Origin of the sequence: Photorhabdus noenieputensis, from assembly GCF_018448935.1 — a bacterium.
Taxonomy (GTDB): domain Bacteria; phylum Pseudomonadota; class Gammaproteobacteria; order Enterobacterales; family Enterobacteriaceae; genus Photorhabdus; species Photorhabdus noenieputensis.
In genome coordinates this window covers 70,051-86,039 of the sequence record NZ_RCWC01000021.1, presented here as the reverse complement: position 1 = coordinate 86,039, position 15,989 = coordinate 70,051, and the positions used below count along the sequence as shown (strand labels likewise).

Sequence of the window (15,989 nt, the reverse complement as noted above, 5' to 3'; positions counted from 1 at the left end):
CTGACGTTAAGGCAAATGACCGGCGACACCGATGCCGAACGGCTGTTTACCACCTCTCACGTGATACCGGGGATGTTTACCCGTCAGGCGTGGGAAGGCGGGATACAAAAAGCGATAGCGGAGGCGGTGGCGTCACGTAAAGAGGCGATTGACTGGGTACTGAGTGATAACCGTCAGGCAGTCTCGGCGTCGGTATCCCCCGAAGAGCTGAAAGCCCGGCTGACCGCCCGTTACTTTACCGATTTCGCCGGAGCGTGGCAGGATTTTCTCAACAGCCTGCGCTGGAACAAAACCCGTAACCTGTCGGATGTCATCGACCAGCTAACGCTGATGGCGGATGGGCGTCAGTCTCCGCTGATTGCGTTGATGAACACGCTGGCCTATCAGGGCGAAACCGGGCAACAGGGGCCGACGTTATCGGATTCATTGGTGAAATCCGCCAAAACATTGTTGAATAAAAACACGCCGCCAATGATGAACCAACAGACGGCTGGCGTGCACGGGCCGATGGATGAAACTTTTGGGCCGTTGCTGGCGCTGATGGGAGAAAACCGGGCGACCGGGGGAATCAAGACTGACAGCACGCTGAATTTACAAACCTTTCTCACGCGGGTAACCGAAGTGCGTCTGAAACTGCAACAGATGAACAACAGCGATGATCCGCCGGCAATGGCGAATGCGCTGGCTAAGACGGTATTCGAAGGGAAAAGCACCGATTTAACCGATACGCAGGGCTATGGACGCCTGATAGCCGCCAGTTTGGGCGGCCAATGGCGGAGTTTTGGTCAGACACTGTTTATCGAGCCGTTAGCGCAGGCATGGCAGGGGGTACTGAAACCGGCAGAGACGAATCTGAACACCCAGTGGCAGAGGGCGATAGTGGACAACTGGAATCGGGCATTTGCGGGCCGTTATCCGTTTGCCGGTGGCGACAGTGAAATCTCATTGCCGATGTTGGGGCAGTTTATCCGGTCAGATTCGGGGCGGATAGAGCAATTTTTGGCGCGTCAGTTAGGCGGGATACTGCATAAAGCGGGTAACCAGTGGGTAGTGGATGAGGTGAATGGTCAGGGCGTGCAGATTAACCCGGATTTTCTCAAGGCGATAAATCAGCTCAGTCAGTTATCGGACCTGCTGTTTGCCGATGGCAGTCAGGGATTGCGGTTTGAACTGCGGGCCAGAGCGGTGCGGGATGTGGTGGAAACCGACCTGACGATAGATGGGCAGAAGCTGCGTTATTTTAATCAGATGGAAAGCTGGCAGAGCTTTCGCTGGCCGGGAGAGACCTATAAACCGGGCGTGATGCTGACGTGGATTAGTGTTAATGCCGGAGCGAGGCTGTTTGGTGATTATCAGGGGAACTGGGGGCTTATCCGCTGGCTGGCACAGGCAAAAGTGGAGAGACTGGATGAAAGCCGTTATCGACTGATATTTACTGCCCCGGATGGATTACCGTTGACCTGGATTTTGCGCACAGAATTGGGCGAAGGGCCGCTGGCATTATTAAAACTGCGCGGATTTAAATTGCCGAAAAATATCTTTGTGACGAAGCCGGGTAAGCATACGACAATATCAGCGGTAAATGACGATGATTTGATGGAGGAATAATGCATACGATTGGCGATAAATCAGGGAATAGCGTAACCGTTAACTGTTTTCGTTAACAGAATGGTTGTCAGGATAAATATCACTACAGATATTCCGATGAAGGTGTTTGACTGTATGGTTGAGAGCCATGATTACCCTTTTCTCCGTGAAGAGGGAATATTGCTATGCAGTTTTCTTGATGTTATTGGCTACCTTATTATTCGTATGGCATGAATGAGAATTATTCTTCTTTATCGTGATGGGATAATTGAAATTAAAAAAGGAGTGATGAGATTGAAACAGCGATAATCTATTGGATAACATGAAAATAGGCATTGTTATCATAGGGATGTGATTAAAATCGCGTATTCAGGCCGCCTTCATTTTATGGCAATCAATGCCAGTTTACTTTTGTCAATAAATGTCATGTTATTGTCATGAAGTTTAAATATTTTGTTCGACATGCTGTTATATCGGCGGTGATAAAGGGGTGTGCATTAAAAATTGTATTTTTTTGAAAAAAAGAGTTGATTTTTATAATCACCCACCGAGAAGATAGAAAAATTCAGAAATCGCTCATCCTGTTTATGCATGATGTATTGCGAAAAGGTGAGTGGCCTGTGTAAATATCTTTGATCCGGTTAACTGCCAGTCGGGAAATACCTGCGAGGTTATTTTCCGGTATGACGATAATGACATGCCGAACTTTTATTAGTTTTGTGTTGTCTGCCAACGACCGTAGAAATTATTAATAACGTCGCCAGTATTGGAGACACCATTGAGTAAATAGGAGTAGGTATTTAAAGATGAAAAAACAGCAACTGAGGCTGGCGGTTTTATGCCTGCTGCTGGTCGCCTGTAGCCGGTTTTCGGCACAGGCGGGAATCATTGAAGCGATTAATCATACCAAATGGGCGATTAACCGGTTCACTGTGGATGATCAACCGGGTATCGATATTATCGGCCCGTATCAGGGCGGTGGTGGCGGTTGCTGCTATCGAGCCCCGGAGAAGTGGAAGCCGGGTATGACAGTCCGAGTGGATTGGGAGACTGGAGTGGCTTACTCCTATGATTTTCCCGGATATGAAAATAGAGAGAAATATCTGGAATGGGATAGAAAAATCAGAGCCCAGAAGCGCCAGCATAGCAAAGTAGTACCAATACCCGATTATACCGGGCAACGTACCTGCGGTATTACAGTGCATTTCTTACCCTGTGATCAGGTCAAAGTTACCACCTCGTGTAACACCTACGGTAGTCCCAACTACCCGATTAAAGAACCCTTGAAAATGAAGGAACCAAAAGTATGTCCGAAGTAACGCATACAGGCACCTCAAGTCCAAATTGTCACTAATGTGAAGGTATAGAAGATGAAAAAACAACAATTGAGGCTGGCGGTTTTATGCTTGCTACTGGTCGCCTGTAGCCGGTTTTCGGCACAGGCGGGAGTAATTATCGCCATTAACCATACTAAATGGGCGATTAACCGATTCAGTGTGGATGATACACCGGGTATCGATATTATCGGCCCATATCAAGGTGGCGGCGGCGGTTGCTGCTATCGAGTTCCAGATAAGTGGCGATCCGGGATGACGGTTAAGGTGGATTGGGAGACAGGAGAGGCGAGCATGAAGGGTTTTCCTGGATATGCAGATTACGAAAAATATTTGGCATGGGTAAAAAAGATGGATGTTTATACACGCCAGCATAGCCAGATAGTGCCAGTTCCTTATTATCAGAATGGTGGTGATACCTGCGGTATTACGGTGCACTTCTTACCCTGTGATCAGATTAAAGTTACGACCTCGTGTTATGCCTACGGTAGCCCAAACTACCCGATTAAAGAACCCTTGGAAATGAAGGAACCAAAAGTATGTCCGAAATAAAGCACCATGATCTTGTCTGGCTGCCAGCTCCTTTTCCGGCTCAGGGGCGGTTACCTGCCAAGAGTTATCTGGTCAGGGAAAACTGTCAGCAACAGAGCAGTCAGGAAAAAGCTTACTACCAGGAACTTTGTCTGGCCGCCAATCGCCGAGTAATCCGTCCCTGTTGTAACACGTTGCATGTCAGCCTGTTTTTTGATGGAACCGGCAATAATTTATATAACGACCTTTATCGGGCTATTCCTCATCATCCGACCAATGTTGTCCGTCTTTTCCAGGCAACCATTGGGGCGGGTTATGCCGGAGGGGCATCAGGTAAGCCGTTACTGGATAATATTGAGAGCACCGGCGGTAAGTACTTTAAGTATTATATTCCCGGCGTGGGAACTCCTTTCCCGGAGATTAATGAACTGGATTACAGCAAATTGGGGCTGGCGGTCGCTAGCGGGGGAGAGGACCGGATCAATTGGGCATTACTGCGGTTGATTGATGTTCTCCGTTTTAACCTGACCCAAAAACAGATGACAAACGAAGAAACCCTAAAATCCTTGAAAGCGATGGCGACCACGTGGAATATGCTGGAGTTGGGGGGCAGCAATAACCGCTATGAGGAGTTTTATAAGCAGTTTGCGAGTTTAAAACGTGAACTGAGGATAGCCCGCAGTCAGCCGGGGCGGGGTAAGTGTAAGTTGTTGGGCATGAAATTGTATGTGTATGGTTTTTCCCGTGGGGCTGCGGAGGCACGGACTTTTGTCAACTGGCTGACCGAACTGTTTCCGCCGTCGAGAGAATCAGGCCAAAAACCGGCTCAGTGTCTGCAACATAAACACGATACAGACCCGGATAGCAATTTACCCATCAGCGTAGAATTTCTCGGATTGTTTGACACGGTGGCGTCGGTCGGGGTGCCCCATATGATCCCCGTTGTTGAAGGTCATATGGCCTGGGCAGACGGCACGCAGGAGTTGCCATCGGAGGAGACTTACGGTGGTCTGGTGAAACGCTGTGTGCACTTGGTCTCGACCCATGAACAGCGGTTGTGTTTCCCGATGGATTCCATTCGCCGTTCGGACGGCACTTACCCGACAGGCAGCACCGAGGTGATTTATCCCGGCGTGCATTCTGATTTGGGGGGTGGTTATCCACCGGGAGAGCAGGGTAAGGCTATAGGTGAAACCGATGGTTTGCTGTTATCACAGATTGCCTTGCATGAAATGTATGCAGCAGCATTCGGTATCGGTGCACCATTAAAAGTTCCTGAAGATGTTTTGCCTACAGATTTAGCCAGTGACAATTGGCGTAAAATGTCTTTGGAATTAGGAAAGGAATTTTTGGTCACTCCAGATTTAGTCAACCGCTTCAACGCCTGGCGTCAAGTGACTCTGGGGTTGGAGATGCCCAAACAACCCCTGCCGGATGAAGAAGCGGCCCGCTTTGAACCGGTGCGGGCCTCTGTGGCGTTGGAACAGGCGATGGAAAACCAGATGAACTGGCTGACAGCCTGGCGTATCAATCGTTACGCCAACGGCATGCTGCTCGGTGAGCCATTTTTTCATGAGGCTCCTAATCGTGATGCGAAAAAGGCGCATTATGAACAGAGTGAAAAGGCACAAAAAGCGGCACAACAGCAGGTCGAGGCTAAACGGAAAGCGCAGTGGAATGAATTTTTTCGCGATGGAGGAAAAACGCCGCCGTTGTTAATGCAGGGAGTACCGGATTTTGACCCGGAAACCGCCCAGAACCAGTTGCGGGAAGCGGCAGCGGAATTTGGTCGTGACTACCGGGGAGAAAGTCGTGAGCAAAGCAATCTAAAACAATTTGCTATTGAAACTCTCGCATACCACATGCTCTATATATGGGACAGTAATGATGATATTAAGGAATGTCAGCAAATGAAAACGGCGGGAGAAGCGTTGGTCAAACCGCTTTTCCGGCCTGCTCCAGTGGGAAAAACCGGCCAGCAGGAGTCACCCGAGTCATTGTTGGTCGCTCTGTATGACAATCAGGTTCATGATTCCCGCGCCTGGTTTATGTACTCTCTTCTGGATACCCGTGAGCCGGCAGGCGGTTACTTCCGTTACCGGATAATTTATTTCGGTACGAAATGTAACAAGCCTTTATCACCTCTGACGATAGCTGGCAATGTCGTCGGAGCGGCGAACCCGGTTGGTGCAGCGTTGTTTTTCTTGAAAGATAAAAAAGTCGGCAACATGTTGTCGGATGCCGCCGACAAGGTATCCGTCACAACGTGGGAAGTGACCGCGCAATATTTAACTTCTGGCGAGCTGATCCCCCTGTTAGCAGGACCGGAGTATAGAAAAGCGTTCACCCATAACGTGGGCGAAGTGACCCGTCAGCAGAGGGAATTTCTCAAAGAACGGCGGTTGCAAATGACCAAGGATGATCTCAAAGCGCGTTGGGCGGGAAAAATTCTGGAACCGACCCCGTTCAAGGAGCCTGAGAAATGAAAAACGTAATCCGTTAATGGTGTTGATATAGCGTGAGATTGAATAAGAAATACCTTACTCATTTTATTCTCTATCGTAGCAATTTATGCCTTGTGGCAGTGGTATTTCCCTGCTTCTTATTACCCCGTTTTAGCCTGAAAAGGAAAATTAAATGAAAACTGAAATATTAGCCAATATGCAGACTCGTTGTGTCGGGCATTATCTGATTGATATTCCCTTGTCATTTGAAAATATCATCAATGATGAGATATTTATTGGTGATGCAAAAATAGAAACCAAGCGTATGCATTTATCCACGTTTGAACAGCGGATAGAGATAAGAGAGCAAAAATTAAGGACGACCAAGCCTACTGATTTTAAAGATCTGCCCTTTTTAAAGAAGACCCATCATCTCCAGGGAAACTTATATGGCGTGATTTTTGATAGAAATAGTAGTGTCAGTGAACCCGGCTTTTCCCGTGTATTAGAAGCCCATTTATATGATAATGGGGTTGCTTTTATTATAGAGATGAAGTTTACAGAGATATCCGATGATAAATACAGTTATTCAAAAGACCGTTATATAAAATCTGGATTGAATGAAAGCCAATATAAAATGCTGTCTCAAACTATGGACAAAATGCAAAGGCTAATTGTTAGAGTCAGTGGCAGAAAGGATAGCGATATTCCGACAGAGGCAGGAATTTGTATCCCTGACGGTTTTATTGCCGGTCATGATAATGAGAAAGAGAATATGATGTTTGTCTATCAAGGAAACAAGGATGATAATTTTACACTCAGTGTTGCAATCATTAATGACTTTAAAGGGGAAGGGGTTTTACTTGAACGTATTAGTGAGATTGAAAGGGATTGGTTCATTAACTATGGCAAGGTAATAAGAAAGGGGGAAAGAGAGATAAATGGGATTTATGGGGATGAGTTGTTAGCGGTAGGTCTGCAAGCTTTTGATAATAATCCGAGGTATCGATTTGATTTTATTGAAAATAATATGGTGTTGGATGATGAAAACGTCTGTGTTGGTGTTATATTAATGAATTACCAGTTACCTGCAACGCCATATACCGAAGATGAATTGATCATGTTTTGGGATGCAATAGCGAAAACCTTTCGTAAAAGACCGGGAGCTTTCGAATAGTAATAAAGTGAGAGAGTGTGTGTTTTAAATAATTCACTAATGGGAGATTCAATGTGTACTGGCTTTTATTGCTAATGGGTTTTTTTATTTATCTGTTGATTTTTGGTCCGGCAATATTGGTTGTTGATATATTTATCATTCGTCGGATAATTAAAAATGGAGGGTGGGGGAAATATAAAATTGTGTTCTTTTTGATTCCTGGCGTGTTATTGATGAGTATCTTGATAGCCGGTGTGGGCTTTTTCACTAACATGTCGCTTCTTTATTTATGTGACCATTCATATTACTATTTTAGTTGAGGTAATAACCTTAAAATCAATGGCAAGGTATTTCGATATGAAGTATTGCCTTTGAATATTAATTGCTTATTGCGTGATTGCTCTGGCAATAAAATAGAGAATGTCGTTATGTCTGGCATTATTTTTAGGTGATATCAGACTACAGCTATTTTTCTCTAATGTTTCATTTCCCTTCTTATTATTTATTCTGAACGGGAAACGGTATTTTTTAATAACTTTTTTGGAGGACCATCCTATGGATGATTTAACCCTGCGCTATTATGAGGCAGAAATGCGCTACTTACGTGAGGCGGGCAGAGAGTTTGCTAAGGCTCACCCTGACCGGGCGGCTGCGCTTAATCTGGATAAAATCGGTATGCGTGATCCTTTTGTGGAGCGTCTGTTTGAAGGCTTTGCTTTTATGATCGGGAGTCTGCGTGAGAAGCTGGATGATGACTTGCCGGAATTTACGGAAGGGCTGGTTAGTTTGTTGTGGCCGCATTACCTACGCACGATTCCGTCCCTTTCCATTGTTGAATTGGGGATGGATTGGGCGCAATTGAAAAGTCCGGTACAGGTGAAAAAGGGCTTTGAGATCCTTTCGCAACCAATCGGCCCAAGCAAGACCCGGTGTCGTTATACCACGACTCAGGCGGTTCAGTTGTTGCCTCTGGCTCTGACTGACGCTTCCTTGCAAGAGGAACCGAATGGACGCTCCGTGATTCGATTGCGTTTTGGCTGTGGAACACTGGTGGACTGGCGTCAAATTGATTTGAGCCGTTTACCGCTGTATCTCAGTGCCGACAGCCCACTGGCCTGTGCGTTACATCGAGCGTTTACGCTGCAAACACAACAGCTTTACCTGCGTTTACCGGGGCAGCCTGATCGTCAGCCATTTGACGGCGGATTCTCACCAATGGGGTTTGGCGAAGAGGAAAGGTTATGGCCGAAAGGGGAAAGTTCATTTAGTGGTTATCAACTCCTGCTGGAGTATTTCACTTTCCGTGAAAAGTTTATGTTTGTTACGCTCTGTGGGCTGGAAAAGTTGACTCTCCCCGAGAGAACGCCGTGGTTTGAGCTGGATGTGGTTCTGCGCGAAAGCTGGCCTTTTGATTTGCCATTTTCTGCCGAGCATATCCGTTTGCACTGTACTCCGGTAATTAACCTGTTTCGGTTGGAATCCGATCCACTTCAACTGTCACCATTGCAAACTGAGTATTTGCTGTATCCGGTCCGCTATCAGGATGGGCATACCGAGGTTTATTCCGTGGATGAGGTGTCCTCTTCGAAACGCGAAGGTCATCGGTATGTGCCGTTTAGTAGTTTCCGTCATAAAGGCGGCATGCTGCGCCATGATGCACCGGAGTGCTACTACCATACCCGTGTGAAACGGGGGCCATCAGGTCTGTGTGACACCTGGATTATTCTGGGTGGAGCGGATTTTGATGATAATAAACTGCACGAAGACGAGGTTTTGTCACTCACGTTGACCGGTACTAATGGTCAACTGCCGCGCAGGGCGTTGCAGGATACGCTGCTGGATACCGCCGTTAATCCTCCGTTGGCGGAATTTACGGTACGTAACCTGTGTGAGCCGACATTACCCTGCTATCCACCCAATCGGGACCGTTTCCACTGGCGAGTACTCAGTCATCTAGGTTCTAACTTTCTTAGCATGATGGATAACCCGGAAGTGCTACGCGGGACGTTAGCCCTGTATGACTGGTCCGACAATGAGATGAATTATCGTCGGCTGGAGGCGATTGTCGCGGTGAAGCATTCGCTGATTGAACGATTTGAGCAAGGATGTTTGCGGAGGGGCGTGCACATTGAAGTGACACTGGATAGCAACGGCTTTGCAGGTGCCGGTGATATCTGTTTGTTTGGCGAAATGCTCAGCCGTTTCTTTGCTTTGTACACCGATATTCATTTGTTTAACCGACTTACACTGATTTTACAACCTACGGGGGAACGACTGTTATGGGAAGAACAACACTGTCAGAACATTCCCGGCTGATGGCGATGCTGGAAGCTGACATTTCGGCACTCGATTTCTACCAATTCTGTCAGATCGTCGAGCAAGCAGTCCCTGATCGGCCGCCACTGGGTAGTACGGAAAATCCGGCTGATGATGCGATACGTTTGCGGCCTCATCCAGGTTTGGGATTTCCCGTCAGTGAACTGAAAGCGATAGAAACTGACAATGAACATCCAGAGCGTCCACCGACGGTCAGAACAACCTTTATGGGGTTGTATGGGGTGGATTCTCTGTTGCCGACCGCTTACCTGAACGATATCGCTCAGCAAAGGGAAGGGAATGAAGCTATCGAAGCCTTTCTGGATATTTTTAACCACCGGATGTTCGCCCAGTTTTATCGTATCTGGCGTAAATACTCCTATCCGGCGACTTTTGCTACCGGAGGAATCGATAGAACGTCTCAATGTCTGCTCGGACTGATTGGCTTAGGTATACCGGGTAGTCAGCAACAGATTGCCACGCCGATGTCCCGTTTTCTGGCGCTGCTTAGCGTTATGCGCCTGCCAACTCGAACCGCTGAAGGTGTGTCGGCGCTGGTGGCATTGTTGGCACCGCAAACCCGGATCGTGGTGACGCCTGCTTGCCCGCGGCAGATCCATTTAATGCAACCGGCGAGTTTTTCAGATACTCACCGAATTTCCCTCTCGCAGCGTACTGTGCTGGGCAGAATGGGCATTGATATCAATAGCCAGTTATTGCTGGCGCTGTATACCGATTGTCCGGATGAAGCGCGGGGCTGGTTGCCGGGTGGTCAGTTACATACCGATTTTTTGGTGTTGCTGCGGGTTTATTTGGGCTGGCGATATCAAGCCAGATTACAACTGACTTTGCCGACCCGAATATTACCGCCGCCGATACTGGGTGGTCAGCCTGTTCAGTTAGGGCTGACCGGGGTATTGGGTTTAAAAGTTGAAGATCAGGCGGCAGTGCCTGACAACATTACGCTGAGTCTGGGGGGGTATCAGGGAATACCTCCAGACAGTAATCAAGACAAAGGAGGTGATTATGTTAACTATCCCTTTTTATAAAATGGTGCCGACGATAGCGGCAATAGCATTACTGCTGACAGGCTGCGGTCTGACTCAGACGGTGACTGATGGCACAGTAGCAGCCAGCCAATCCCTTTTTCATAAGCGGGTGAAAACGTTGCATCTGGATTTTATTCCACGGGCAGCGGTTAATACCGACACGGGAGAAAGTGTTGCTCTATCTGTCCCGGCATTAGTACGGGTTTATCAGTTGCGGGATAACAACGCTATAAAAAAGGTGGATTATGCGGATTTGTTGGATGACGGCGACCATATACTGAGCGCTGATTGTCTGGCGAGTGAGGAGGTGGTGGTGAAACCGGGTAGTCATGCATCGCTTGATATGCCGATGGCGGCACAGGCGAAATATGTCGCGGTGGTGGGGTTGTTCAGAAACCCCGATTTAGCCAACGGGACTTGGCGTCGGATCATAAAACGCAATCAGTTGTTAGCGGATGGGCCTCGTATTATTGAGCTTAATGCCCACGGCTTGGCCTTGTTGCCTGAAAAGGGGTGAGTAAATGAAAAAACCTTCTCTGTATGAAAGCCTTTTCGGCAATTTTAACTGCGGTTTGGAGTTGCATCAGGTGAGTGAAGAAGATCAGGTCATTTTGTCGGTATTAGACAATATGCAACGTATCCTCAATAGCCGTGCCGGTTCGCTCGCCCATCTGCCCGATTATGGCCTGCCTGATCTCAACACCATTCTGCGAGGGTTGCCTGCGTCGTCACAGCGCTTGATCTCGACGATTGAACATACATTGTTGACCTATGAACCGCGTTTGAAGCGAGTTGATGTCACGTTATTGCCGGAACTTGCGCCGGGGCATTTGCGTTATGACATCAACGCTGAACTCAAAGGTGTGGGGCTGGTGCGTTTTAGTACCGAGTTTGTACCAGAAGGGAATGTGTTGGTCCGCCATTTACGCCAGCAAGGGTATGTGGATTAGGTATTTGTGTGTGTTTTGTTACTCGTGTCGTAAATGATCATTTGTAATACAAAGTGAAGGCTTGCCATTGTTGTGCAAGCCTTTGGTAGTTTAAGAGAGAATTCGCTCTAGAAAATCTAAAGCTGATTGAGTGCTAGATAATTCAGCATCAACACTGTCACCATTCATATACTTAACATGGATTAAAAATGTATTAAATATTAGGTGATTAGGAATGAGTGTGCTGTTGTATGTAGCAATAAAGTCTTTAGCTTCCTTTAAAGTTTGAAATTTAAAGTCATGCCCATACAAAGGGGTTATAACTACATATTTGAGTGTTTTTTGTATTTTCCATTCCAATGCTTTTGTAAATCTTTCAATGTTTGCCTTATTTGAGTTAAAAATACTAGACTTAACTATTTCAAGTTGATCTTGTTTAAGTCGTTCAATAAGAGCAACTTTTTCAGCAAGGATTATTTCTGAGGTATCTTCATCAAAAGCCATATCAATCCCGGCTAAAGCGAATGCTGAAACAATATCTTTATAATGAATATACAAAACCTGAAAACCACAACTCTCAAGTTGTTTCAAGGAAGGTTCTGTAAATTCTCCGGCGAGTATTGCGCCTTTGAAAGGGCATTCAAGTTGATATTTACTTACAATAGGAAGAACAGCACCTTGAATTTCTTGAGCTTTATTCTTTGAATGTTTGGTGTATCGACGCCATGCTGATTCAATGAAGGCGACGGGCCTTCCTAGTGTTGTTGCTGAGCCAGAATATTCAAACACGAAATCTAAGTCATGAGTGTTTCCATAAGTATCTTCCCAAGTTATTTTTTTTCCTTTTCGTGCTTTTCTTGGTTGTCCAACAACATCAAGATATAAGCTTGTCTTATTTGCTATATCTTGTAATAAAGGAACGAATAAATTTTCGAGTATGTTCCCAATGAGTTGTCCAAGTTTGTGAGATGGAGATATAGCCATATTCTTATCCTTCAACCCATAAACGACCTTCATGTAAAGGTACTGTATGTGTTCTATTCTTCCATTTAACATTCCTATCTCTTAGCTTTTCAAAGCTGTAAGAGGAAAAACCGGCAGAAACAGCAAGTTCCCCAAGCCATTTTTCAGCAGGAACATGTATACCATATGGCGCGGAGTCACCAATAACAAAGCAGGCTTTTGAATTTTTTTCCATATTTTTACGAATATTTACCCATATTTTGGCTATGTCTAAAAAATAAGCCGCAATCATGGTGTGGTAGGATTTTTTACCGCCTTTACTATGCCTTATTATGTCTAACTTTTTGGTTACATCAGATATTTCATCTTTTATTGGATAGAGAAGTGGATTGCTAAGAACTTCATCCAAGTCGATTTTATCTGAAGACGAGTGTTGAGAACATGATCTCATCAGTGAAGGTCTGACAACATCTTTGAGGTCGCCCCAACCATTTATCTCTCCCCAAAACATCATCTCTAGTCTTGTTGCATCTGCATAATCATAGTTATTAGGATATGGCGGTGATGAAATTAGCAAGTTACACTTTTTTGTTTTAAATGGTTGTCTCACATCTTTGTGTTCAATATATGAGCTATTCTGCCAACCTGACGAAACTGCATGAAGCATATCAGCTCTCATCATTTCAAGCTTCCCAATGAAGGCTTCGAAGGGTTCTAGTACTTTAGATTTGGATTTATTAGGTAATACATATTGCCACTGAGCTGTGCCTACATGGCTACATGCTCTCAGTATTGATGTTATGTTTAGCCTGATTAATTCCCAGATCGGTTCAGCGTTAGATAATTTTTCATATGCAATTTTTAATCGTTCAAGTTTGTTAAATGAATCAAAGGAGTAGCATTTCCCTAAAAGGTTATTTTCGTTGTAGTGAATAGGATCGGGCATTGTCTTTAAAGACGATGCGTATGCGATAAGCTCTTCTCCTGCATCATTTAGGTCATTTGTATCTAAATACCAAAGCTGTTTAGCTCTTGCGATCCTTGCTACAAAGGGATGTCCCTCAAATCCGAAAGAGTTAACATTAAAAAAATCGGCCGCAATGTTGGTTGTACCTGAGCCAGCAAAAGGTTCAAGAATTATCGCTTTTTTACCCGTTTCGTCTTGGAATTTTAAAATCTCAGAATTCACCCACTCAGCCGAAAAACCAGCGGAATAGCGAAACCACCGGTGAACAGGGAGTTTCATGTTATCGGTAAAAGTTCCTGAGCGAGCTGTTTTTTTGAGCATAAATCTTTTTGTCATTTCGTGTTAGTGTAGAAAGGGCTATTGTACTCGAAAACATCTTTTATTAAGACTGTTTTTTATTCGATCATTTTGTTTCTCATATTCATCTATAAATAAGGTAATAACAACGATTTAAACAACAATAGCGAGTAAAAGTTCTGTTGTTAATGAAGTTATGAAATTGTGATATAAATTAAATACAATTTTTATATCAGATTGAATTTTAATAATAAATTTTCCGATGAGATAAAATTTTTAATGATTGCAATGAATATTATCATCGGACTTGTGGTAGAACATTTTCTGCCTGTGAGGGCTAGATATTTTATCATTTACAAGAACAATATTCCTCATGTTATTTTTACAATATCGAAGTAAATAAAATTTTAAATGGAAAAATAAAGGTAAGGGGATTATTTTAGTTCGTTTTACTATAATGAAATTAATAATATTGTTTCAGCGGTAGCCTTATTAATAGAGCAAGGCTACCGTTATTTCTTCTGGTATGTCCAGATTGAAATTTATTGTCAATAGCAGAGTGGTTTAATAATAAAATTGCTATGACAATAAGAATTTTTCTGGTACATAATGATGAAAATTATTCGCTAAACAGTATTCTTTCAGTTGTTGACTGGAATGAACACCTATCTTGCCATATATCCGAGCCATATAAGTTTCAACGGTATGGTAAGAAATGTTTAATTTCTGTCCAATCTGTTTCCTGGTATATTTCTGTAAAAAGAAGAAAATAATATCCCATTCACGCGGCGTAAAAATATCGCTTGGTGGTTGGAGCATAATCGATGCTGGTAGTTCTTTATGATATTGATGCAAGCAGGATAATGAATAGTCTTTGGCTTCCCAACAGTGGTACATGACGCCAATACAATTTCCATTTTCATGATAAAAAGGTAATTTTTCACAGAAATAAGATGACAAAATTTGATTTTGTCCGAATATATGTGTCTCAATTGAACATATTCTTTGTTCTTTTTCCATAACTATTTTATCTTGAATAATAAATTCCTTAGCAAATTCAGCACCATCCCACGGGAGTTCATGATCATCAAGCCCCTCATAATCAAATGATGCTTTAAAATTATGAATATATTTCTTGGTTGCTGAGTTTCCATAAATGAAATTTGAAGAACTATCTTTTATTCCCCACGGCTCATGGCTGATTTCCATTGTGTTGATGATTTGAGGTGATATCGTACAGTTCTTCATAAAAACTCCTTAATAGTTTTCAGCTTAAATAAACATTCTACTTTTGGATTTCCTGGTGCTTTCTGGGGTATAGCAATAAAATTGACTTTTTTCATAAGAACTTTCTAGTTTTATATGTTATGGCAGACTGAATTATTGTTTATTATATTTAAAACAAAGGGTTATTATAGTAATATCTAACAATCTGCTAGCTCAAAAGTACATTTGTTAGTTAATTGATTATCTTACAAATTCAGAACCATTCCAAGGAGGTTTATGGTTATACGGCTTTCTGCAATCAAATAATTCTTCAATATTATGAGTAAATTATTTTGTTGCTGAATTGCCGTAAATAAAATATGAAGAACTATTTTTTATTCCCCACGGTGTATGACTTATTGCCATTGTGTTAATAATTTGAGGTAATATTTCATAGTTCTTCTTCATAAAAACCCTGTTGTTATTTAGGGGTTAAGGAAATATTCTACTTTCTGAATGCACAAATCTTTCTGGTACATAAAGATCATAATCATTTGTGCGGCAATAATCTTCCAATTGACGACTAGAATGAACACCAATTCTTTTATATATTCGCGAGAGATGGGTTTCAACAGTACGATAGGAAATATTTAACATCCTACCCATCTGCTTACTAGTGTATTTTTGTAACAGAAGGAAAATAACATCCCATTCCCGTTGCGTAAATATATCGGTTGGTGGTTGAAATAATATAGATTGAGGAAGTTTTCCATGAAATAGACGGGTAAATGAGAAATCCTGCGCTTTCCATCCGTGGAACAGGGTACCGATACATTCGTTATCATCATTATAGAGTGGATATTTTTCTTGGAAATAAGATGAAAGAAATTTATCTTTCCCATACATATGTGTCTCAAGTGAACATACTCTTGATTGTTTCTCCATTACACTTTGATCGTGAATAATGAATTCTTTTGCAAACTCAGCTCCATCCCAAGGAATTTCATCATCATACCGTCCTTCATAATCAAATGAATCTGGAAGATTTTGGATATGTTTAAATGCTAAGTTACCATAAATAAAACATGAATCTTTATCTTTGATCCCCCAAGGTTCATTACTCTGCCGCATAGTGTTAATGACTTGAAGTGAAAGATTTAATTTGCTGATTTGGTTCATCATGAAATCCTATTTTTAAATTAGTAATTGT

13 protein-coding genes are annotated in these 15,989 nt (G+C 43.6%); 9 read left to right on the top strand and 4 right to left on the bottom strand.

Features of this window, described 5'->3' with window-relative positions:
* The 9 genes from EAE91_RS14475 to tssE all read left to right on the top strand — a co-directional run.
* Nucleotides 1-1,608: ImcF-related family protein (locus EAE91_RS14475; protein WP_280520286.1), on the top strand; the 1,608-nt coding region annotated here is incomplete at its 5' end.
* Between the two features lie 785 nt (nucleotides 1,609-2,393).
* Nucleotides 2,394-2,906, top strand: coding sequence for a Tli1a family immunity protein (gene tli1a / locus EAE91_RS14470; RefSeq protein ID WP_214089114.1), 513 nt, complete (start codon nucleotides 2,394-2,396; stop codon nucleotides 2,904-2,906).
* 51 nt (nucleotides 2,907-2,957) lie between these two features.
* Nucleotides 2,958-3,473 (top strand): Tli1a family immunity protein, encoded by a 516-nt coding sequence (tli1a, locus tag EAE91_RS14465; protein WP_214089113.1) that lies wholly within the window; start codon nucleotides 2,958-2,960, stop codon nucleotides 3,471-3,473.
* Nucleotides 3,461-5,938 carry a T6SS phospholipase effector Tle1-like catalytic domain-containing protein gene (locus EAE91_RS14460; RefSeq protein ID WP_214089112.1) on the top strand — a complete coding sequence of 826 codons (2,478 nt, stop codon included), beginning with the start codon at nucleotides 3,461-3,463 and terminating at the stop codon, nucleotides 5,936-5,938. Before tli1a (EAE91_RS14465) ends, EAE91_RS14460 begins: the two co-directional genes overlap by 13 nt.
* A gap of 151 nt (nucleotides 5,939-6,089) precedes the next feature.
* Entirely contained in the window at nucleotides 6,090-7,073 is a 984-nt protein-coding gene (locus EAE91_RS14455; protein WP_214089111.1) for a T6SS immunity protein Tli4 family protein, read from the top strand.
* A gap of 534 nt (nucleotides 7,074-7,607) precedes the next feature.
* Nucleotides 7,608-9,368 (top strand): type VI secretion system baseplate subunit TssF, encoded by a 1,761-nt coding sequence (tssF, locus tag EAE91_RS14450; protein ID WP_214089110.1) that lies wholly within the window; start codon nucleotides 7,608-7,610, stop codon nucleotides 9,366-9,368.
* On the top strand, nucleotides 9,332-10,417 hold the full coding sequence (gene tssG, locus EAE91_RS14445; RefSeq protein WP_214089109.1) for a type VI secretion system baseplate subunit TssG: 1,086 nt from the start codon (nucleotides 9,332-9,334) through the stop codon (nucleotides 10,415-10,417). The genes tssF and tssG overlap by 37 nt, the downstream gene beginning before the upstream one ends.
* Entirely contained in the window at nucleotides 10,395-10,934 is a 540-nt protein-coding gene (tssJ, locus tag EAE91_RS14440; protein WP_214089108.1) for a type VI secretion system lipoprotein TssJ, read from the top strand. The genes tssG and tssJ overlap by 23 nt, the downstream gene beginning before the upstream one ends.
* A gap of 4 nt (nucleotides 10,935-10,938) precedes the next feature.
* Nucleotides 10,939-11,367 carry a type VI secretion system baseplate subunit TssE gene (tssE, locus tag EAE91_RS14435; protein ID WP_214089107.1) on the top strand — a complete coding sequence of 143 codons (429 nt, stop codon included), beginning with the start codon at nucleotides 10,939-10,941 and terminating at the stop codon, nucleotides 11,365-11,367.
* A gap of 90 nt (nucleotides 11,368-11,457) precedes the next feature.
* Here tssE and EAE91_RS14430 read toward each other — a convergent pair whose 3' ends face one another.
* The 4 genes from EAE91_RS14430 to EAE91_RS14415 form a co-directional block, all read right to left on the bottom strand.
* The gene (locus tag EAE91_RS14430) at nucleotides 11,458-12,330 is read right to left on the bottom strand and encodes a hypothetical protein (RefSeq protein ID WP_214089106.1); all 873 of its coding nucleotides are present in this window, start codon (nucleotides 12,328-12,330) and stop codon (nucleotides 11,458-11,460) included.
* Nucleotides 12,331-12,334: 4 nt separating this feature from the next.
* On the bottom strand, nucleotides 12,335-13,597 hold the full coding sequence (locus EAE91_RS14425) for a hypothetical protein (RefSeq protein WP_214089105.1): 1,263 nt from the start codon (nucleotides 13,595-13,597) through the stop codon (nucleotides 12,335-12,337).
* 555 nt (nucleotides 13,598-14,152) lie between these two features.
* On the bottom strand, nucleotides 14,153-14,821 hold the full coding sequence (locus EAE91_RS14420) for a helix-turn-helix transcriptional regulator (protein WP_214089104.1): 669 nt from the start codon (nucleotides 14,819-14,821) through the stop codon (nucleotides 14,153-14,155).
* Between the two features lie 450 nt (nucleotides 14,822-15,271).
* Nucleotides 15,272-15,958 (bottom strand): helix-turn-helix transcriptional regulator, encoded by a 687-nt coding sequence (locus tag EAE91_RS14415; RefSeq protein WP_214089103.1) that lies wholly within the window; start codon nucleotides 15,956-15,958, stop codon nucleotides 15,272-15,274.
* Nucleotides 15,959-15,989 lie beyond the last annotated feature (31 nt).

Bases quoted from the DNA above. Each gene is read 5' to 3' on its own strand.
- tli1a (WP_214089114.1), top strand. From the start codon at position 2,394: ATGAAAAAACAGCAACTGAGGCTGGCGGTTTTATGCCTGCTGCTGGTC.
- tli1a (WP_214089113.1), top strand. From the start codon at position 2,958: ATGAAAAAACAACAATTGAGGCTGGCGGTTTTATGCTTGCTACTGGTC.
- EAE91_RS14460 (WP_214089112.1), top strand. From the start codon at position 3,461: ATGTCCGAAATAAAGCACCATGATCTTGTCTGGCTGCCAGCTCCTTTT.
- EAE91_RS14455 (WP_214089111.1), top strand. From the start codon at position 6,090: ATGAAAACTGAAATATTAGCCAATATGCAGACTCGTTGTGTCGGGCAT.
- tssF (WP_214089110.1), top strand. From the start codon at position 7,608: ATGGATGATTTAACCCTGCGCTATTATGAGGCAGAAATGCGCTACTTA.
- tssG (WP_214089109.1), top strand. From the start codon at position 9,332: ATGGGAAGAACAACACTGTCAGAACATTCCCGGCTGATGGCGATGCTG.
- tssJ (WP_214089108.1), top strand. From the start codon at position 10,395: ATGTTAACTATCCCTTTTTATAAAATGGTGCCGACGATAGCGGCAATA.
- tssE (WP_214089107.1), top strand. From the start codon at position 10,939: ATGAAAAAACCTTCTCTGTATGAAAGCCTTTTCGGCAATTTTAACTGC.
- EAE91_RS14430 (WP_214089106.1), bottom strand. From the start codon at position 12,330: ATGGCTATATCTCCATCTCACAAACTTGGACAACTCATTGGGAACATA.
- EAE91_RS14425 (WP_214089105.1), bottom strand. From the start codon at position 13,597: ATGCTCAAAAAAACAGCTCGCTCAGGAACTTTTACCGATAACATGAAA.
- EAE91_RS14420 (WP_214089104.1), bottom strand. From the start codon at position 14,821: ATGAAGAACTGTACGATATCACCTCAAATCATCAACACAATGGAAATC.
- EAE91_RS14415 (WP_214089103.1), bottom strand. From the start codon at position 15,958: ATGAACCAAATCAGCAAATTAAATCTTTCACTTCAAGTCATTAACACT.